This is a genomic window from Streptomyces sp. NPDC096012 (assembly GCF_040426375.1).
Lineage (GTDB): Bacteria > Actinomycetota > Actinomycetes > Streptomycetales > Streptomycetaceae > Streptomyces.
Map to the genome: position 1 here is coordinate 38,714 of NZ_JBEOTD010000045.1, position 18,565 is coordinate 57,278.

General features: G+C 72.5%; 16 protein-coding genes, 1 pseudogene and 1 riboswitch. Of the genes and pseudogenes, 7 read left to right on the forward strand and 10 right to left on the reverse strand.

Annotated elements, in window-relative coordinates; genetic code table 11:
- Nucleotides 1-28 precede the first annotated feature (28 nt).
- The 4 genes from ABVB68_RS31500 to ABVB68_RS31515 all read right to left on the reverse strand — a co-directional run bounded on the left by ABVB68_RS31500 (nt 29) and on the right by ABVB68_RS31515 (nt 4,475).
- The gene (locus tag ABVB68_RS31500) at nt 29-1,150 is read right to left on the reverse strand and encodes a sensor histidine kinase (RefSeq protein ID WP_353604586.1); all 1,122 of its coding nucleotides are present in this window, start codon (nt 1,148-1,150) and stop codon (nt 29-31) included.
- Nucleotides 1,147-1,812 carry a response regulator gene (locus ABVB68_RS31505; RefSeq protein ID WP_353604587.1) on the reverse strand — a complete coding sequence of 222 codons (666 nt, stop codon included), beginning with the start codon at nt 1,810-1,812 and terminating at the stop codon, nt 1,147-1,149. Before ABVB68_RS31505 ends, ABVB68_RS31500 begins: the two co-directional genes overlap by 4 nt.
- Before the next feature lie 587 nt (nt 1,813-2,399).
- Nucleotides 2,400-3,800, reverse strand: coding sequence for a purine-cytosine permease family protein (locus ABVB68_RS31510; protein WP_353604588.1), 1,401 nt, complete (start codon nt 3,798-3,800; stop codon nt 2,400-2,402).
- Nucleotides 3,790-3,884: riboswitch (TPP riboswitch) on the reverse strand. (Overlaps the previous gene by 11 nt.)
- 123 nt (nt 3,885-4,007) lie before the next feature.
- Nucleotides 4,008-4,475 (reverse strand): winged helix-turn-helix transcriptional regulator, encoded by a 468-nt coding sequence (locus ABVB68_RS31515; protein ID WP_353604610.1) that lies wholly within the window; start codon nt 4,473-4,475, stop codon nt 4,008-4,010.
- A gap of 362 nt (nt 4,476-4,837) precedes the next feature.
- Here ABVB68_RS31515 and ABVB68_RS31520 point away from each other — a divergent pair, with 362 nt between their 5' ends.
- On the forward strand, nt 4,838-5,758 hold the full coding sequence (locus tag ABVB68_RS31520; protein ID WP_353604589.1) for a CDP-diacylglycerol diphosphatase: 921 nt from the start codon (nt 4,838-4,840) through the stop codon (nt 5,756-5,758).
- 131 nt (nt 5,759-5,889) lie between these two features.
- Here the strand turns inward: ABVB68_RS31520 and ABVB68_RS37060 are convergent.
- Nucleotides 5,890-6,157, reverse strand: a pseudogene (locus tag ABVB68_RS37060) (IS701 family transposase); the annotation flags it as partial.
- 345 nt (nt 6,158-6,502) lie between these two features.
- Here ABVB68_RS37060 and ABVB68_RS31525 point away from each other — a divergent pair.
- Nucleotides 6,503-7,786 (forward strand): ankyrin repeat domain-containing protein, encoded by a 1,284-nt coding sequence (locus ABVB68_RS31525; protein WP_353604590.1) that lies wholly within the window; start codon nt 6,503-6,505, stop codon nt 7,784-7,786.
- 188 nt (nt 7,787-7,974) lie between these two features.
- Here the strand turns inward: ABVB68_RS31525 and ABVB68_RS31530 are convergent, their stop codons facing one another.
- From ABVB68_RS31530 to mdlC, 3 genes are all read right to left on the reverse strand, one after another.
- On the reverse strand, nt 7,975-9,240 hold the full coding sequence (locus ABVB68_RS31530; RefSeq protein WP_353604591.1) for an MFS transporter: 1,266 nt from the start codon (nt 9,238-9,240) through the stop codon (nt 7,975-7,977).
- Between the two features lie 100 nt (nt 9,241-9,340).
- A complete protein-coding gene (locus ABVB68_RS31535; RefSeq protein WP_353604592.1) occupies nt 9,341-10,795 on the reverse strand; it encodes an aldehyde dehydrogenase family protein in 1,455 nt (484 codons plus the stop codon).
- 67 nt (nt 10,796-10,862) lie between these two features.
- Nucleotides 10,863-12,452 (reverse strand): benzoylformate decarboxylase, encoded by a 1,590-nt coding sequence (gene mdlC / locus ABVB68_RS31540; protein ID WP_353604593.1) that lies wholly within the window; start codon nt 12,450-12,452, stop codon nt 10,863-10,865.
- A 119-nt stretch (nt 12,453-12,571) separates the two neighbouring features.
- Here mdlC and ABVB68_RS31545 point away from each other — a divergent pair, with 119 nt between their 5' ends.
- Both ABVB68_RS31545 and ABVB68_RS31550 read left to right on the forward strand, forming a co-directional pair.
- Nucleotides 12,572-13,522, forward strand: a complete 951-nt coding sequence (locus tag ABVB68_RS31545; RefSeq protein ID WP_353604594.1) for a LysR family transcriptional regulator — start codon at nt 12,572-12,574, stop codon at nt 13,520-13,522.
- A gap of 484 nt (nt 13,523-14,006) precedes the next feature.
- Complete coding sequence (locus ABVB68_RS31550; RefSeq protein WP_353604595.1) at nt 14,007-15,215, forward strand: S1 family peptidase; 1,209 nt, start codon at nt 14,007-14,009, stop codon at nt 15,213-15,215.
- Between the two features lie 174 nt (nt 15,216-15,389).
- On the opposite strand, the gene ABVB68_RS31555 is transcribed toward ABVB68_RS31550, so the two are convergent.
- Together ABVB68_RS31555 and ABVB68_RS31560 are read right to left on the reverse strand one after the other, a co-directional pair.
- On the reverse strand, nt 15,390-15,563 hold the full coding sequence (locus tag ABVB68_RS31555) for a hypothetical protein (RefSeq protein WP_353604596.1): 174 nt from the start codon (nt 15,561-15,563) through the stop codon (nt 15,390-15,392).
- A gap of 25 nt (nt 15,564-15,588) precedes the next feature.
- Entirely contained in the window at nt 15,589-15,945 is a 357-nt protein-coding gene (locus tag ABVB68_RS31560; RefSeq protein WP_353604611.1) for a PRC-barrel domain-containing protein, read from the reverse strand.
- 351 nt (nt 15,946-16,296) lie between these two features.
- Between ABVB68_RS31560 and ABVB68_RS31565 the strand changes: the two genes are divergently transcribed.
- From ABVB68_RS31565 to ABVB68_RS31575, 3 genes are all read left to right on the forward strand, one after another.
- Nucleotides 16,297-16,503 (forward strand): hypothetical protein, encoded by a 207-nt coding sequence (locus ABVB68_RS31565; RefSeq protein ID WP_353604597.1) that lies wholly within the window; start codon nt 16,297-16,299, stop codon nt 16,501-16,503.
- Nucleotides 16,504-16,792: 289 nt separating this feature from the next.
- A complete protein-coding gene (locus ABVB68_RS31570; protein WP_353604598.1) occupies nt 16,793-17,128 on the forward strand; it encodes a hypothetical protein in 336 nt (111 codons plus the stop codon).
- Between the two features lie 346 nt (nt 17,129-17,474).
- The gene (locus ABVB68_RS31575) at nt 17,475-18,500 is read left to right on the forward strand and encodes a ParB/RepB/Spo0J family partition protein (RefSeq protein WP_353604599.1); all 1,026 of its coding nucleotides are present in this window, start codon (nt 17,475-17,477) and stop codon (nt 18,498-18,500) included.
- Nucleotides 18,501-18,565 lie beyond the last annotated feature (65 nt).

The window sequence follows — 18,565 nt, forward strand, 5'->3', positions numbered from 1 at the left end:
GTCCCGCCGGTCCCCTCCGCGCATGCCGTCAGCGGTTGCGCTCCACGGGCATCTCCAGGCGGAGTTCCCAGCCGCCGTCGGCCGTGGGGCCCGCGCTGACGGTGCCGCCGAGGAGTTCGGCGCGCTGGCCCAGACCCGCGAGGCCGTGGTGGGCGCTGGGCAGGGGCAGTGCGGGGCGGGTGGCGGCGGTGTTGGTGACCGTGGCGTGCACGGCACCGTTCCTGCCCACGAGGCGGACGGTGGCGGTCGCGCCCGGGGCGTGTTTGCGGACGTTGGTCAGGGCCTCCTGGACGGTGCGGTAGACGGCGCGCTGCACGGTGGGGGGAAGGTCCTCCGGCAGGTCCGTCTTCAGTTCCGCCTCGATGCCGCTGCTGCCGACGAGCCGCTGCAGGTCGGCGAGGGACGGCTGCGGGGTGAGCTCCGTGGGACGGCTCCCGGAGGCGCGCAGCACGCTGACCATGTGCCGCAACTCGTCAAGGGTCTGCACGCTGAGCCGCCGGATGGAGGCCGCGGCCTGCTTGGTGTCCTCGTCCCGGCTGCCGACCTGGAGCGCGCCGGCCTGTACGGCGATGAGGCTGACCTGGTGGGACACCACGTCGTGCATCTCCCGGGCGAGCTGCGCGCGTTCCTTCGCCAGGACGCTCTGCGCGGTCAGCAGCCGTTCGGACTCACGGGCCGCGGTGATCTCGGCGAGCCGCAGCGACAGCTCGCGCCGGGCCTGGACGAGCTGGCCGAGGAAGACGGGGGCGGCCGCCGTCGCCAGGCTGTAGCCGAAGTGGACGACCGCGCGGGTGTCGGCCAGGTCGTCCGCGCGCAGACGCGTCCAGGGCCAGGGCAGGAAGTCGCTGACCGCGTAGATCAGGGCGCAGGCGCCCAGCAGGATGCGATTGCGGCTGAGGGAGGAAAGCGTGTAGAGCGCTGCCACGGGGGCGACGACCGCGTCCGAGACCATGGCGGCCGGGAGCGTGAGCAGGAAGGTCAGGATCGGCAGACGGTGGCGCAGGAAGAGGGCGGACACCGCCAGCAGCGCGCAGGCCGGGGCCACCGGCGGATCCTGGAGACCGACGTGGGCCCAGGTGTCGATCAGCGCCGCGCAGAAGAGGGCGGCGTCCAGGAGGAGCGAGGGCGGTCGCGGTCGGCGGGATGTCATCGGGTGTCCTCGGCGTGCGCGGGCCCCAGCAGGCCCGCGCGCTCCGCGATCAGGGCGGCCTGCACGCGGCTGCCGACCCCCAGCTTGCTGAGCACGGCGCTGACGTGGCCCTTGACGGTGCCGGTGCTCAGGTGCATCCGCCGGCCGATGTCCGTGTTGCCGAGCCCCGATGCCATCAGGACGAGGACCGTCCGCTCGCGATCGGTCAGCCGGGCGGTGAGGCGGGTGGCCGGTTCACGCGCACCCTGGTCGAGATAGCCGTCCACCACCGTGCGGGTGACCTTCGACGACAGCACGGTCCCGCCGTCGGCGAGGGCCCGCACCAGGTGCTGGAGTTGCTCGGGATCGGTGTCCTTGAGCAGGAACCCGGCGGCACCCGAGCGCAGTGCGGCCGCCACGTACTCGTCGGCGTCGAACGTCGTGAGCATGGCCACCACCGGGGGGTCCGTCATGCGCCGGATCTCGGCGAGGACGGTGAGCCCGTCCACGTCCGGCATCCGGATGTCCAGCAGGACGACGTCCGGGTGCGCTTCGCCGACCGCCTGGACGGCCTGACCGCCCGGCACCGCCGCCACGACCTCGATGTCGTCCGCCGAGCTGAGGATGTGGGTGAAGCCGCCCCGGATCAGGGCCTCGTCGTCGACCACCAGTACCCGGATCACCTGCGCTCCGCTCCTCGCACGTCCGCGGTTCGATGCGTACCACCCCGGGAGCCGTCCGCGAACATGCCCGGGGCGTTTCCGCCGATCGGCCGTACGGTCCCGGCCCGTCGGCCGACGGGGGTCCGGCCGGTTTCCGGGGCGCCTCCGGAGACGGACCGGTGAGCCGCGCCGGGTGCCCGGCCGGCATCGGTGGCACGACGGGGAATCTGTCGGCGGCTCCGCCGGACGAGGCGCCGCCCGTGGCCGCGGCGCACCGTTCGTCCTGGTGACGCCCGGCCGCGCCGTGACCGGCGTGGACACCGACATCGAGGCGATCCTGAGCTTCTGCGGCCCGTTGTTCCTGCTCATGGCCTCTGCACCGGCTGCGGGCCGGAACGCGGGCCGTCCTCGCCGCGGTCGGAGCGCTGATCCTTCCGCAGGCACTTTTCACGATACGGCAGTCCGCCGGGGCCGGTAAGCGGGCGGATGCCGTCCCCGACGCCCGGCACATCCTCCGTCCCGGCGGCGCCCCGCCCGGCGGCGCCCCCGGGACGGACGGCGGGGACCTGCGCCGGGGACCGACTGCGGGGGAGACGGAGGGAACGCGATCAGGTGCGGCGCCGGGCGCGCAACGGCGCGTACACGGCCAGAGCCGCGGCGAACGCCACGGGGTAGGCGAGGTCGGCGCCGTGCAGGGCCCGGGCGACCGGACCCACGTACAGGCTGGTGCTCATGAACGGCACCGCCACGGCGAAGGCGACGACGAACGCGGTCAGGGCCGGCCACCACGGCTGTGGCCGGGAGGCCTCCGCCGCCAGGTCGACCGGACGGCCACCGCGGGCCCGCGCGCGCACCACCCAGTCGACGATCACGATCGCGACGAACGCGGGGATCCAGTACCCGACGAACAGCAGCACGTTCTGGAAGCGGGCGGTCGTGTCGGCCGCGTGCATCCACAGCACCAGCGGGAAACCGAGCACCGCGGCGAGGGCCGCGGCCACCGGCCTCGGCAGCCGCACGCCCATGGTCTGCAGCGCCAGCGAGCCGCTGTAGTCGTTCATGGCGTTGCTGCACAGCGCCGCGAGGGCGACCGCGAGCAGCCCGAACGCGCCGAGCGCGCCGCCGCCGAGCAGGTCGTCGACGCCACGGGCGGTCTGGTCGGTGAACTGCGCGGCTCCCCACAGGCCCAGCGCCTGCACCGCGACGAAGGACACGGCGACGCCGAGCAGGGTGCACCAGAACATGCGCGGGCGGGACGCGGACCGGGGCAGATAACGGCTGAAGTCGCTGGCGTACGGGGCCCAGGACAGGGCCAGGCTGAGCGCGACGGTACAGGTGAGGACGAACGCGCCCGCCCGGTCCGCGCCGTGCACCGTCGTGGCCGTCGCGGGCTCGGCGCCGTTCAGGAGCTTCACCGCCAGGCACGCGAACGACGCCGCGAGCGCGAAGGTCATCACCGTCTGCAGCCGGTGGATCGCCTCGTATCCGAGCACCCCCAGCACGCCCTGTGCCGCCATCATCACCAGGACGCCCATCCAGAAGGGCAGACCGCACAGTTGGGCCAGCGCATCCCCGCCGAACAGGCCGATCAGCGCGTCCCAGGCGATGGACGACAGCCATTGCAGGGCGCCGGGCAGGGTGACGCCCCGGCCGAAGGCCAGCCGGGCCAGCGGCAGCTGTCCCGCACCGGTCTGACTTCCCCAGGTGCCCAGGTAGGCGGTGGGTATCGCGCCCAGCACGGTGCCGAGCACCACGGCGACGAGCGCGGTGGCGAAGTCCAGCCCGAGGGCGGCGCCGACGGTGCCGGTGAACACGCCCGTCATGGTCAGGTTGGGGGCGAACCAGACGGTGAACAGCCGCCCGGGGCCGCCGTACCGGGCGTCCTCCGGCACCGGCGCGATGCCTCGCGCCTCCACCCGCAGATCACCGGGAGCCGCCGGCATCCGCCCGTCGAAGACACGCTGCGGTTCGTCGACCGCCGCCTCGTCATGGGCATGCGGCAATGACATGTGACATCCCTCCGCCAGTCCTAACTGGTTCAGGTTCGACGGGTGTGATCTCAGCCCCCGCGTGGGGCACCCCGTGTCCAGGTACGGCGGCAAGGATAGCCCGGCCCGGCCGGCGGCACGGGCCGGGGGAACCGGAACCGGGCGAGGACGATGGCGGGCGCGGCACGCCGGCACCGGGGGACCGGCGAGGCACCGCGCGCCGCGGTCTCAGGCCAGCGGGCGGGCCCCGGGGTCGGGCAGCACCCTGACGTCGCCCGGATCGAGCACGTCGTGGTCCCCCGAGCACTCGACGACGACCCGTACGGGCGCCCCGCAGTCGCTGTGCAGGATGTCCAGGACCGGTCCCTCGGGGTCGGCGACGTACGTCTCGCCCCACTGCCGCAGCGCCACCAGGACGGGCCACAGGTCCCGGCCCTTGCGGGTGAGGCGGTACTCCCGCCGGGTCCGGCTGCCCTCCTCCCGGTACGGCACCGTGCGCAGGATCCCGGCGGACAGCAGCTTGCGGAGCCGGTCGGCGAGCACCGCCTCCGACAGCCCCACATGACGGTGGAAGTCGTCGAAGCGGCGCACCCCGTTGAAGGCGTCACGCACGATCAGCAGCGTCCACTTCTCCCCGACCAGGTCGAGGGTGCGCTGGACCGTGCAGTTCTCGGTGCTCATCTCCAGCCACTTCATGCCGTCAGCTGCGGCCGCGGACCACAGCATTAAATGCCGCCCGCACGCCACGAGCACCTGCATGCTGCTGCCCCTGCCCGCCGCCTGACCGGGCCGGCGACGGCTAGCTAGTTGATGCAGGTCGTCCATGACCGCGGCGAGCAGCCGCTCATGGACGTCCGTGCGGCCACAGAAGCGGGGGGAGTGGCCGAGACCGGGCCGGCGTCCAGGTCACGCGGTCAGCCGGGGCGACCCGGGTGCCGCGCCCGGTGGACGTTCCGCACGCTCACTCATTCAGCCGACGGGTGGAGTCACCGCAAATCGATTTCCGGCACATATTCTGCGAAAAACCCCGTCGGTGCCCACTCCATCGGAGATCAGAAATGCATGACCAGCAGCAGGCGAAGGAAGTCCCCCGGCGTCAATTCGTCGCGCTGTCCGGTGCCCTCGGTGCCGCGACGGTCCTGACGGGCGCGGCCGCGACGGTCGGCGGTTCCGCTGCGGCGGCGAGCGGTCTCGACGCTGGTCCGACCCCCGACTCGTGCCCCACCACGCTTCCCCCGGGCGGCACCAGCCCGTGCCCGCCCACTAGCCTCCAGGGCATCTGCGGCCGGCCCACGGACAACGACCCGCTGTGGCACGACGTCCAGTACTGCACCAGCGGAATCGTCCCCCCGCCGCCGCAGCCCAAGCCGGACTGCCTGAAGGTGACCTCGAATTACGTCGTGCTGCACGGAAAGCCGGAGACGACGCACAACTATCTCCTGTCGCCGACGTGCCGGGTCACGGGCATCGAGTGCCCGTTCCTCGTGACCAGCGGGCCGCCCAACTACTGGAACGAGGCGTGGCAGAACGCGCGCAGCGGCGGAGACGTCCCCGTGCAGTACCCGAACATCGGCCTGGGCATCAACTCACAGACCGCCCGCCGCTTCAACCAGCTCCACATCCACATGGCCGGCGTCCGGGCGAGCACGCAGCGGCGCCTCCAGGAACTCGAGTCGCAGGGCCGCATGGCCACGTCCCCCTCCCAGTGGGCGAACCCGGCCAACCAGGCCGCCGTCACGGGCTCGGCGGGCGACCGCGTGTACCGCATCCTCCGGCTCCCCAACCTCCAGGACAACCTCTTCGGCCTGCTCTACACGAACGTCGTCCGCCCCAACTCGCTGAACATGGCCGACCAGACGATCATCGTGGTCCCGAAGATGACCGCCGCCGGGTTCGCGGGTGCCTTCTACGTCCTCAACAGCGACACGTCGATCCACGACGGCACGAGCACATGCGACTACCTCCTCGTGTACAGCTGACGCACCTGTGCCGGGCGACCACTAGTACTCCAGTCAGAAATCGTTGCCTGAGCTGGTCGGCTTCGTCGTGCTGGTCGTGGTGGGGATGAACGAAGCCGGTTCGTGGGCGGCAGAGTCGGAGTCGGTGTCCTGGGGGCCCAGCACAGGTAGAAGGCGATTTCGCCGCTGCTCTGGGTGCGGCGGATCAGCAGATGCCGGGGGGCAGTCGGCCCCGATCTCGATCCAGGCCCAGTCGTAGTAGCGCGGCCTCTTCGCTCCGGCTCCGGCGCTCTGCCGGTGCCAGGTCGAGGCGGGCAGGCGGTCGGCCACGGCATCCGCGCGGGCGGTGGTCCGCCCCTGATTGATCAGCACCCGTGTGCCGCAGGCGACGGCCAGGAACCCGCTTGAACCGGCCCGCAATCCGGGACATGGCCAGGTCGAACAGGGCACGCCAACGGGCGGCATCTATGCTGTGGTCCGCGGCCGCAGCCTGATCTTCAGGAGTCCACACAACCCCTGGTGATCACGCGGTGGCCGCTCCAGATCCATCGGGTGTGACCTGCTGGTTCAGTCAGTGGGATCCGCGCCGGACGAGGCACGGGATCGACCGCCGATCGCGACATGCGTCAGCGGCCCGACGCCCGGATATTCAGCCCGTGGTTCCGGCACAGGGACGGTGTCACGGACTCGGCCGACGATGTCTCTCCCGGCCTGCGGCTGCGTGGCGATCGAGTGCAACAGATCGAGTGCAACAGGGGGTTGGGGATGGGCGAGGATCCACTCGTCACGGCGGTGCGGAACGGGGACGAGAACGCGGTCAGAATACTGCTCGAGGACGGGACGGATCCCGACGCCGTCGACGAGCAGGGCACCCCCGCACTCTGCCTGGCCATCTCAGCGTTCAACTCGACGATCGCCGGCTATCTGGTGGAAGGCGGCGCGGATCCTGACCGTCGGCTGCCCGACGGGAGCACCCCACGATTGCGGGCCGTCGACAGCGGTTCCATCGGCCTCGTCTTCGGCATGCTCGGTGGATCGGCCCTCATCGGCGAGGCCACCCGCGCGGAACTGCTGGCACGCGCCCGGCAGTGGCACGAGACAGGCCCGGTCACCATGCTCCGGGAGCTGACCGGTACCTCGGATGCGGTCGAGCGGGTTCGCATCCGGGACAAGGAGTGGTCCACCGATTACCACGTGCTCCGGCTCGGCGGAATGACCGTCCGCGACGGCCACACAGGGATTCTCACCGTCCTCGAGAAGCACTTCGGACTGCACGTGGGCTTTGACGAATTGGCGGCCCGCGCGTGCGCACTCGAGTACCCGGACCGTGAACACGCCGTCTGGTCGGAGATCGTCCACACCGTTGCCCGGAGACAGGACGACGAGACCTGGGAGGCTGCGGCGGCACTGCGGGGCCATCCCGATCCCCTGCACCGCCGCTTCGGCGTGGAGGTCCTGGTCTGCCTCCACATCGAGGCTGACCTGACGAACGTCCCGAGCCCGTTCGAGCAGCGCATGCTCGAGCTCTTCCTCGACTGGGCGAAGCAGGAGCAACACTCGGACGTCCTGGCCGAGATCCTGGCCGGCCTGAGCCACCATGAGGACCCGAGGATCGAGCCACTGGGGCTCTCCTACCTCGCCCACCCTGCCCCGCGGGTACGCGCCGGGGTGCTCTCGACCCTGAGAATCGTGGACTCGGAGAGGTCGGGGCGGCAGACGTTCACACCCGAGGGGTTGAACGCCATGCTCGCGCTGGCCCGGGACACCGACGCCTCCGTCCGCAAGGGCGCCGGCTACCAGCTCGCGCACAGCCTGAATCCGGAACCAGCCATCGGGGACACCCTGGCCGGCCTGCTCGACGACGCGGACCAGCAGACTCGGATCTGGGCCGTCTACGGACTGGCCGAGCGGGACGAACCGCGCTGCGTTGACGGCGCCGACCGGGTGGGACCCGTCGACGAGTACGAGTCATGGTCCTGGATACTCGACGCGCCCTCACGGTACGAGCAGCGCCAGAGGGAGCGGGAAGCACCAGCCACGACCGAGTAACGAATGCTCGCCTCCGCATCCCATTGTGTGTCGGCTGTGGTCATCCGGGCCTGCTCCGCCCTGCCCATCCGGTACACGATGCGGCTGGGCGCCCGGCCCCGACGCTCACGAACCTCGATCCCGGAACCCACCGACGAAGCCCTCGGCCACATGCGACCAACACGAGATCGCGAAGTCGCACCGGAGTACTAGACGGCGGGCTCGACGGCCTCCCGGTCCGCCGTGCCCGCGGGGCCCGGCAGCGTGAGGACGGCCGCGAAGGCGAGGACGGCCACGGCGGCGAAGAAGTAGAAGCCCCACGGGTGGCCGACTCCGGCGGCGACCAGGGCGCCCGTGACCGACGGGCCGACGATGGAGCCGATGCGCCCGATGCCGGACGCCGAGCCGAGGGCGGTGCCGCGGACGGCGGCCGGATAGAAGTTCGTCACATAGGCGTAGACCAGCACCTGCGCCGAGAAGACGAACACCCCGGTCAGGAACACGACGGTGTCGAGCAGCAGATCACTGTGCATCCTGACGCTGAGACAGGCCAGCATGCCCACCGAGACCGCGAACCACCCCGCGGTGGTGAGCCTGATGCCGCGCCGGTCGGCGACGAAACCGCCCAGCACCAGCCCCGCCACCCCGCCCACGTTGAGGATGAGCAGCTGGGTGACGGCCGTGGGCACGGGGTAGCCGGCGTCGTTCATGAGCTTGGGCAGCCAGGTGTTGAGGCCGTAGACCAGCAGCAGGCCCATGAACGAGGCCACCCAGATGCCGATGCCCGCGCGGAGGTAGGCCGGCTTCAGCAGGTCGGCGAACGGCACACGCCGGGGTCCGGGCGTCTTCCGGGCGCGGACGAACGCCTCCGACTCCGGCAGCCGGAACCACTGGACGACCGCGACGACGAGTCCGGCGGCGCCGAGGACGTAGAACAGCACCCGCCAGTTGTCGGTGACCTGAAGGGCCAGGAGCGAGGTGATCACGGCGCCGGTGTGGTAGCCGGTCATGGTCAGGGTGCTTGCGCGGGCCCGGCGTTCGGCGGGCATGTGCTCGGCCATCATCGTCAGCGACACCGGCATGCAGGCACCGAGGCCCAGACCGGCGACGAGGCGGAGCACCGCGAACATCGCGACGGAACCGGCGAGCGGCACCAGGAGGGTGAAGACCGAGAAGAGCACCACCGAGCCGATGAGCAGCGAGCGCCGGCCCAGCCGGTCGGCCAGCGGGCCGACCAGGACCGCGCCGATGGCGACGCCGACGAGCGACAGCGTGGCGACGGTGGTCGCGTCCCCCGCCGTCATGCCGAGGTGACGGGTCTTGAGCAGCGTCGGGATGATGGCGCCGAGGACGACGAGGTCGTAGCCCTCGAGCATGACGGTGGTCCAGCACAGGACGACCGTCCAGACGTTGCGTCCGGAGGCGCCGGTCGACGCGGAGGCGCCGGACGCGTGGGAAGAGGCGACGGATGCCATGGTGATTCCCCCCTGGGAGCGGCTGTGGGAGAGGAGGACGGGGACGGTGTGCGCAACTCGCGGCCGGGGACCGCTGGTCGTGGGCGCGGTGCCGGACGGCTCAGAACGGGTAGTCGGCGATGTCCGGGCGGACGGTGACCCACTGCGTCTCGGTGAAGGCCTCGACGTTGGCGGCGGCACCGCCGAACCGGGACCCGGTCCCGGACGCCTTGACCCCGCCGAAGGGCGCGTTCGGCTCGTCGCCCACGGTCTGCTCGTTGATGTGGATCTTGCCGGAGTCGATCCGGTCGGCGAGCTTCATCGCCGTACCGACGTCACCGAGAATGCCGACGGACAGCCCGAACTCGCAGTCGTCGACGATCCGCGCCGCCTCCTCCAGGGTGGAGAAGCCGAGGACGGGTGCGACCGGCCCGAAGATCTCCTCCCGCCAGGCCGGCATGTCGGTGGTGACGCCGCTCAGCACCGTGGCCCGGTACCCGGCGCCCACGATCTCGCCGCCCGCGGCCAGCGTCGCGCCCGCCGCGACGCTGGCGGTGACGATGCCGTGCACCCGCTCCAGTTGCCGCCGGTCGATGATCGGGCCCAGCGCGACGTCCTCCCGGGCCGGGTCGCCGACCGGCAGCGCCGCGGCCTTGGCGGCGAGCGCGGCGGTGTACTCCGCGAGCAGTGACTCGTGCACGAGGTGGCGGCCGGTCGTCATACAGATCTGCCCCTGGTGCAGGTACGAGCCGAACGCCCCGGCGGAGGCCGCCGCGTTCACGTCCGCCCCCTCCAGCACCACCAGGGCGTTGTTCCCGCCCAGTTCCAGGTGGGCCCGCTTGAGCAGACGGCCCGCCCGCTCGCCGATCGCCCGCCCGACGGGGGTCGATCCGGTGAAGGAGACGACCCGCACCTCGGGGGCCTCCACGACCGCCTGGCCCACCGACCCGTCACCCGGGAGCAGATGGAGCACACCGGACGGCAGCCCGGCCTCCTCGAAGACGCGCGCGATCACCACGCCGCCGCTGACCGCGGTACGCGGATCGGGCTTCAGCAGCACGGAGTTGCCGAGCGCCAGTGCCGGCGCCACGGAACGCAGCCCCAGGATGAGCGGGAAGTTGAACGGGGCGATCACGCTCACCACCCCCGCGGGACGGCGCCGGGCGAGCGACCAGCGGACGTCCTCGGACGTGAGCACCTCACCCTGGGGATGCGTCGGCAGCGCCGCGCACTCGAAACACTCGCCGATGGCCAGGCGCACCTCGGAACCGGCCTTGGCCCGGACCGAGCCCGCCTCCCGCACCAGCCACTCCTCGATCTCGGCGGCATGCTCCGTGAACAGCTCGCCCGCACGGCGCAGCACCGCCGCCCGCGCCTGCGGTGAGGTGGCCGCCCAGGCCCGCTGCGCCCCGGCGGCGCGCACGGCGGCGCGGCCCACGTCCTCGGGTGCGGCCAGCCCCACGGTGCCGAGCTGCGACCCGGTCGCCGGCTCGGTCACCGGCTGTTCGTGTGTGGCGTCCCGCCAGCCGTCGCTGAAGAACCTCTTGCTCCAGACGTCGCTGTCCAGCAGTGTCATCGGTTTCCCTTCCGTCACCGTGAAGTCGGTGAGCCGTCCGAGGAACGGGCTTGTGGGCACAGTGTGTTCAGGACGGCGTGGTCAGCGCCGTGTCGACCTGGATCAGCCGGGGGCGGTCCGGGTGTTCGGCCAGTACGGCCCGCAGCTCCGCCGCGCCCGCCACGTGCCGGGCGGCTACGCCGTAACCCTCCGCGATCCGGGTGAAGTCCAGCCCCGGGATGTCCAGGCCCGGCGCGTCCGGCACCCCCAGCAGCCCGCCGAACCAGCGCAGTGCCCCGTAGGTCCCGTTGCGCAGCAGCACCACGGTGAGGGGCACCTGGTGCCGGGCCGCCGTCCACAGGGCGGTGATGCCGTAGTTGGCCGAGCCGTCCCCGATCACGCCCACGACCGGGCGGTCCGGCTGGGCCATCGCCACCCCGACCGCGCCGGGCAGCCCGAAGCCCAGGCCGCCGGCCGCCGGGAAGTAGTAGGAGCCGGGCCGGCGCAGGTCCATCTGGCGCCACCACGAGGAGTTCGTCGAGGTCGACTCCACCACGTACGCCGTGTCGTCGGGCTGTTCGTCCCGGAGGGCGGCGAACACCTCCTCGGGATGCAGGCGGGGCCCGTCCGCGGCCGGCGGCGCGGGCACCGGCCGGTAGCCGGTACCGGCCGCGTCCGGCACGTCGGGCGCGTCGATGGACTTCACCAGCAGCTCGATCACCGCCGCGGGGTCGGCGACCAGTGCCTCGCCCATCGGCGCCCGAGCGGCGGCGCCGGCGTCCTCGGTGACCTGGATCAGCCGGGTGCCCTCCGGCAGATACCGCCCGGGGAGGTACTCGTGGTAGCGGAAGACCGGAGCGCCGAGGACCAGGACGAGGTCGTGGCCCTCGAACGCCCGGGAGACCGGTTCGATGCCGGCGGGCAGCACTCCGCGGAACAGCGGGTGGCGGTTGGGGAAGGGCAGCCGGAACAGCGACGGCGCCGCCCACACCGGCCCGCCCAGCCGCTCGGCCAGCCGCACGGCGTCGTCGAAGAGCCCGGCCGAGTCGATGTCGCCGCCCAGCACCAGCACGGGCCGCCGGGCGGCGGCGACCGCCTCGGTCAGCGCGCGCGCCTGTTCCGCGCCGGGCACGCCGGCGTGCAGCACCCGCCGGTCCAGCACGGCCGACGCGTTCTCGTCCGCGTCGGCCGCCCAGTCGTCGTACGGGACGGACAGATAGGCCGGCCGGCGCTGGAGCCGCGCCTCGAAGACCGCCTGCGCCAGGGCGCGCGGCACGTCCTGCGCGCAGGCCGGCTCGGCCGCCCAGCCCACGAGCGGCCGCATCAGCGCCGGAGCGTCCACGTTGGCCAGGTTCGCCTCCGGTCCGATGGCCGGCCGCACCTGCTGGCCGGCCACGATCACCAGGGGCGTCCGTGAGGCCACGGCGTTCGTCAGCGCGCCCATCGCGTTGCCGGAACCGGAGGCGGCGTGCAGGTTCACCAGCACCGGACGGCCGCTGGCCTGGGCGTACCCGTCGGCCATGCCCACGACGGCGCCCTCGTGCAGCCCCAGGACGTACCGGAACCCGTCCGGGAGGCCGGCCAGGAAGGGCAGCTCGTTGGAGCCCGGATTACCGAAGACCGTGGTGAGCCCCTGCCGGGCCAGGAACTCATGGGCGATACGACGCACAGACGGCACAGCTGTTCCTCTCGGAGTGACGCGCCACAGCTCCTTCCGGAGTGATGCAGCACACGCTAGGGAGCGCGCGACATGGTCACCAATAGATGTTGATGGCCCGCGATATAGAGTCCGTCGATATGAGCAGCTTCGACCTCAATCTCGCCCGTGTCTTCGTGCTGCTCTACGAGACCGGCAGCGTCACGGCCACCGCCGAGACACTGCACGTCACCCAGCCCACCGTCAGCTACAGCCTGGCGAAGCTGCGCCGTCACTTCGACGACGAGCTGTTCCGCCGCACCGGCCGGGGCCTTACCCCGACCGCCGGTGCCCGCCGCCTGTACGAGCCGCTGCAGCGGGCCCTCGCCGAGATCGACGGGGCGATCCGGCAGGGTGACGACTTCGATCCCGCGACGATGGCGGGACGCTTCACCGTCGCCCTTTCCGACCTGGGGGAGGCGACCCTCCTGCCGCGCCTGCTCGCGGCGGCCCGCGAGCGTGCGCCGCGGGTGTCGTTCACCGTCCGCGCCCTGGACGTCGACGAGGCCGAGAGCCAACTGCGCCGCGGCGAACTCGACGCCTTCGTCGCCACGCCGGTCCTGACCTCCCACCGCACCGTGCGCATACCGCTCTTCCACGAGCGCTACGTCGGTATCGTCGCCGCCGAACACCCCCGGGTCCGCGGCACCTCGGTCACCCTGTCGCAGCTCGCGGCCGAGCACCATGCGACGGTGTACGGCCCGAGCGGTCACGTCGTCCCCCGGTCCGTGCTGGCCAACCACGGACTCCTGGACCGCGTTGCCGTCGACGCCACCCGTTTCACGATGCTTCCGTACCTGCTCGAGCGGACCGACCTGATCGCGGTCGTCCCCGAGTACGTGGGCGAGGTCTTCGCCGCCTCCCACCGACTCCGCCTGGTCCGGCTCCCGTTCGAGATCGAGCCGATCGAGATCGCGCTCTACGCCCGGCACGAAGCCTCGCGCAGCCCATCCCAGCGCTGGCTGGTGCAGTTCATGGCCGAGGTCCTGGGTGAACTGGTCAGTCCGGCCCAGCTGCCACCGGGCCCGGCGCCCGAGGGACCGGCCCGCTGACCCGGGCGTCCGCCGGCCGCGGGTCACCGACCCGGGTGCCGTGCCCACCATGGGCCGCTGACCGGGGTGCGGTGCGGACCGTGGCCCGCCGACCCGCGTGCGGTGCGGACGGTGGCTCGCTGACCGGGGTGCGGTGCGGACGGTGGCTCGCTGACCGGGGTGCGGTGCCGACCGTGGCCCGCCGGCCCGCGTGCGGTGCCGACCGTCACCCGCCGGCCCGCGTGCCCTGCCGGCCCTGCGGACGGTCGCGCGCCGACCCTCGGGAGGTTCTGCCGCCCGCTGCCCGCTGCCCGCTGGTCCGCGCCCTGCCGGCCGCGGCCCGGCGGCGCCGTGGTTCCGGCTCACTGATTTCCTCCCAGTGAATCCGTGCATTGGCATGGACCTGACCCAAGAGGGCCGCTAGGCTCTGCCCCGTCGCACATGAGAGCGCTCTCAGCAATCGGCTGTTCCACCCCCACTTCTGGAACGACGAAGGGCAACTCCCGTGAGACACAGAAAACTTGCGCATGCCGCCGTGGCCGCACTGCTGACGCTCGGTGGCGTGAGCGCGGCGGGTGCGTTCCCGGCGTCGGCGACCGGCTCGCACCCCGGTGCCGCCTCGGCCACCGGCTCGGACTCCGGTGCCGCACCGGCCGCCGCGGCCAAGCCGGCCTCCGACGCACTGGTGTCCGCCATGCGGCGGGACCTGCACCTGACGCGGCAGCAGGCCGAGGCCAGGCTGGCCGCGGAGCGCACCGCCACCGCGATCGCCCCGAAAGCGCGCCGCGCGGCCGCGGCCGCCTACGCCGGGTCCTGGTTCGACGCCGTGAGCGGGCGCCTGACGGTGGCCCTCACCCACGACGCGTCGGCCACCACGCGCCGGGCGGTCGCCCGAACCGGGGCCGCCGTCCGCACCGTCGAACACAGCGCCCGGACGCTCGACACGGCCAAGGCGCGCATCGACCGGCTGCCCGCCCCCGCGGGTGTCAGCGGCTGGCACGTCGATCCGGCCGCCAACACGGTCGTCGTGGACGTCGTGCGCTCCGAGCGTTCCGACAACGATGTCCGGCGCTTCCTGGCCCGTGCCCGCAAGGCGGGCCCCGTCACCGTCGGGACGGTCTCGTCGGCCCCCCGGACCTTCGCCGCGGGCACCGTGGGCGGCGACCCGTACTACACGGGCAACGTCCGCTGCTCCATAGGATTCTCGGTGTACGGCGGCTTCGTGACCGCCGGGCACTGCGGACAGCCCGGCGCCGGGGTCAGCGGCTGGGACGGCTCGTACATCGGCACCTTCCAGGGCTCCTCGTTCCCGGACAACGACTACGCCTGGGTCAGCGTGGGCAACGGCTGGTGGACCGTCCCGGTGGTGCTGGGCTGGGGCACGGTGCCCGACCAGCTCGTGCGCGGCTCGGCCGTGGCACCCGTCGGGTCCTCGGTCTGCCGTTCGGGATCGACGTCGCACTGGCACTGCGGGACGGTGCTGGCCATGAACGAGACCGTCAACTACAGCCAGGGCGCGGTGTACCAGATGACCAAGACGAGCGTCTGCGCCGAACCCGGTGACTCCGGCGGCTCCTTCATCTCCGGAGATCAGGCCCAGGGCGTCACCTCGGGCGGCTGGGGCAACTGCTCCAGCGGCGGCGAGACCTGGTTCCAGCCGATCAACGAGATCCTCAACCGCTACGGCCTGACCCTGCACACGTACACGGGCTGATCCACGCGGACGGCGGGCCGGCCGGCTCCACGCCCCGTACGCCGGCCGGTTCGGCGACCCCTACGTCGGCCGGCCCGGCACCTCGTGAGCGGGCCGGCCTCGCGCCCGTCGGCGGGCCGGCTCCGCACGCGCGCCGAACCCGACAGCCACGGCCCGGGGCCGGCCACGGCCGCGTCAACGGGCGACGCGGCGTGCCCCGCGCCCTCGCCGGAGGCGCAGCGCGACGTACACGAGATCGGCGACGAGGACGACGGCACCGATGACCAGCAGATAGAACAGGCCGTGGACGGCGAAGCCGATGATCCCCAGGACCAGGGCCACGAGGACCAGCAACAGGAACACGCTCATCGAAACTCCCGGCGGCTGCGACGCGTCAACGGCGGGCGAGGCGTCGTTCACCGCCGGCGCCCGTCGCGTAGTCCAGTTCGTAGTGGGCGAAGACGGCCGGTTCCTCGGTGGCGGGCAGTTCGCCGTCGGTGTCGATCGCCGGTGCCTTCTTGACCACGTCCTTGCTGTAGGTGACCTTCACGTATCCGGGGCCGACCGTGGCACCGCCGAGCGGGACGAACGCCAGGCGGCGACGGGTGGGCAGGCCCATGGTCACCGTGGCGAAGAAGGCCTGGTCGGTGACCGTGTCCACATAGACCGACTCCAGTGTGCCGATCTTGTGGCCGTCCCGGTCCACCACGTCGTGCCCCCGCCATTCGCGGATGTCGCCGGCCTCGAACATCGTGACCTCCTCCAGTGGGGTGACCCCGAGCGCCCCCGTGATGTCTTCGCCCCACGCCGGGCGTCCGAGCGTCCGCCGCCCGCGCAAGGGCCGCTCATCGTCGCTCGTCGCGTCGGCCACTGCCTCAGCCTCCTCGTCACCGGGGTGCGGACGCCTCTTACACCCTGCGGGAGTGCCGCCGGGTCCGCACCCGGGCGGACCCTGCGGGAGTGCCGCGGGGTCCGCACCCGGGCGGACCCTGCGGGAGTGCCGCGGGGTCCGCACCCGGGCGCAGGGCCGGTCCGCCCCCGCGACCAGCCGAACGGCCGTCCTCCGAGTGCGTCGCCGTCCGGCCGGGGCGAGGGTGGCGCTGTGCCCCAGGTGATCGTGTACCCGCCCGCGGAGGACGGCGGCCGCCGCGTCCGCGTCGGCCCCACCTTCGCCGGGATGGCATACACGCTGATCGACATCGTCGAGTTCCTGCGGGCGGCCGGTATGGACGACGTCGAACCGGAAGACGTGACGAGCGCCGAGTGGATCGAATGGCGGGGCGGCGGCCCGGCGGCCTGGCAGGGATGATCGCCCGGAGGCCTGCCGGCGATGACCGCCCGACGGCCTGCCAGTGATGACCGCTCGACGGCCTGCCGGTGATGACCCGGCCTGCCGTCGATGGCCGCCCGACGTCACCGAGGCGGTGACCGCCTGAGCGTGCCGGGGCGGTGGGCCGAGACCGTCCCTCGGCCAGGGACCGGCGCCGACGAGGACGTCCCGTTCGGTCGTACCCACCGGGCGTGCCCCTCCGCCGCGTCGGATAGTGGTGGTGGGGCGACGTCCCCGGCAGCTCTCGTCCCCTGGCGCAGGAGGCTCGATGCCCGCTTCACGGTCCAAGGTCGCGCTCACCGGCGTCGCCCTGCTCGGCCTGGCGCTCACCGCCTGCCAGGACCGGGCCTCCGGACAGATCGAGGCCTGGAACGGCGCCCGGCACGTGCAGACCATCTCCAATCCGCCGATCAAGGGCTGTCACCGTTTCCGTCAGGACGTGACCCGGGTCGTCAACTACACGCAGAACAGCATGCTCCTGTACACGACCCCGAACTGCACCGTGCCGCCCGGCAAGGAAAGCATCTACCTGGACATGCAGTCCGAGGACGTGGCCGTCCTGTCCAACGGTCCATGGCGCAGCTACTCCTTCCCCTCCCACTGACCGCCGCCCCGTCCGGCACCACGGTCCTGTGGCGTCGGGGCGAAGAGAACCCGGGAACGGCGTGACGCGACCCGCCGAATTCGATGTTCCGCCGGCCGCTCGACTGCCCAGGGAATGTCGTATTCCGCGCACTCGTGGCGACGCGCGCGCAATTCCCGGAAAACGGTGTGAGGTTCGACGCCGAAGCGAGTTCCCAGGGGCCGGAATGGGGCTATAGGAAACAGGACACCGGCGCCATCGTGGCCGAACTGGCTTTCCATCCGGACCCGAGTGGACGTCGACCACCGGAGCGCAGACTGTGCGGCAACGGATTCCGCTTCCGGATATCGCCGTCAGGAGGTACGGGTTGTCTCCGGCCGAGCAGTTGACGTACCCGGCTGCCGATCTCGACGAGATCGAGTCGTCGTCCATCTGGGTCGAATCGCATCCGGTCACCCGGGTACCGATCGCCTCGCTGGTGTTCGACGACTCACCCCGGCGGGCCGGGGAGGACGAGCACCACGTACGGGTGCTCGCCGAAGCCGGGGACAGGCTGCCCCCCATCACCGTGCACCGCCCCACCCTGCGGGTCATCGACGGCGCCCACCGGATCCGCGCGGCCCTGCTCAACGGCCGCACCGAGATCACCGCGCGGCTGCTGGACTGCGACAGCGCCGCCGCCTTCGTCCTGTCCGTCAGGGCCAACGTCACCCACGGTCTGCCGCTCTCCCGGGCCGACCGGGCGGCCGCGGCGGAACGCATCGTCCTGACCCACCCGCAGTGGTCCAACCGCGCCATCGCCGCCGCCACCGGGATCTCCGACAAGACCGTCTCCCGCATCCGTGCGCAGTCCGCCTGCGCCGACCCGGCCCAGTCGGGCACGCGCCTCGGCCGGGACGGCCGGGCGCGCCCCCTGGACATCGGTCAGCGCCGCCGCCGCGCCGCGGCGCTCCTCCTCGACCGGCCCGACGCCGGTCTGCGGGAGGTGGCCCGCGCCACCGGCCTCTCCCCGGCCACGGTGCGGGACGTGCGCCTGCGCATCGACCGCGGCGAGGACCCGGTTCCCGGCCGTTACCGCGACTCCCCGGGCGCGGCACGTACGTCCCTCCCGGAGCGGCGGCACGCGGCCGTCGCCCGCATCCACCGCGAGGCCGTCCCCGTGGACCGGCGCAAGCTGCTCGCCAAGCTCAGCGAGGACCCCTCGCTGCGGCTCAACGAAGCCGGCCGGCGTGCCCTGCGCTGGCTGCGGCAGTACTCCGTCGACGGCGACGGCCTCGAGACGCTCCAGCGCGGGCTCCCCGGCCACTGGGCCCCCGACGTCGCCGACCTGGCCCGCAGCTGCGCCGCCGCCTGGAGCGAGCTGGCCGAGCAGCTCCAGCAACGCCCCGAGTAGGGCGCCTGCCGCACGACATGCGGCCTACGAGCACCTCGCACATGCCACCCGTACCCGCACCGGGA

What these genes read in the sequence shown, in the direction of transcription:
- ABVB68_RS31570 (WP_353604598.1), top strand. Translation starts at nt 16,793, where the DNA reads ATGCCCGCTTCACGGTCCAAGGTCGCGCTCACCGGCGTCGCCCTGCTC.
- ABVB68_RS31500 (WP_353604586.1), bottom strand. Translation starts at nt 1,150, where the DNA reads ATGACATCCCGCCGACCGCGACCGCCCTCGCTCCTCCTGGACGCCGCC.
- ABVB68_RS31530 (WP_353604591.1), bottom strand. Translation starts at nt 9,240, where the DNA reads ATGGCATCCGTCGCCTCTTCCCACGCGTCCGGCGCCTCCGCGTCGACC.
- ABVB68_RS31560 (WP_353604611.1), bottom strand. Translation starts at nt 15,945, where the DNA reads ATGTTCGAGGCCGGCGACATCCGCGAATGGCGGGGGCACGACGTGGTG.
- ABVB68_RS31555 (WP_353604596.1), bottom strand. Translation starts at nt 15,563, where the DNA reads ATGAGCGTGTTCCTGTTGCTGGTCCTCGTGGCCCTGGTCCTGGGGATC.
- ABVB68_RS31510 (WP_353604588.1), bottom strand. Translation starts at nt 3,800, where the DNA reads ATGTCATTGCCGCATGCCCATGACGAGGCGGCGGTCGACGAACCGCAG.
- ABVB68_RS31520 (WP_353604589.1), top strand. Translation starts at nt 4,838, where the DNA reads ATGCATGACCAGCAGCAGGCGAAGGAAGTCCCCCGGCGTCAATTCGTC.
- ABVB68_RS31515 (WP_353604610.1), bottom strand. Translation starts at nt 4,475, where the DNA reads ATGAAGTGGCTGGAGATGAGCACCGAGAACTGCACGGTCCAGCGCACC.
- ABVB68_RS31525 (WP_353604590.1), top strand. Translation starts at nt 6,503, where the DNA reads ATGGGCGAGGATCCACTCGTCACGGCGGTGCGGAACGGGGACGAGAAC.
- ABVB68_RS31535 (WP_353604592.1), bottom strand. Translation starts at nt 10,795, where the DNA reads ATGACACTGCTGGACAGCGACGTCTGGAGCAAGAGGTTCTTCAGCGAC.
- ABVB68_RS31545 (WP_353604594.1), top strand. Translation starts at nt 12,572, where the DNA reads ATGAGCAGCTTCGACCTCAATCTCGCCCGTGTCTTCGTGCTGCTCTAC.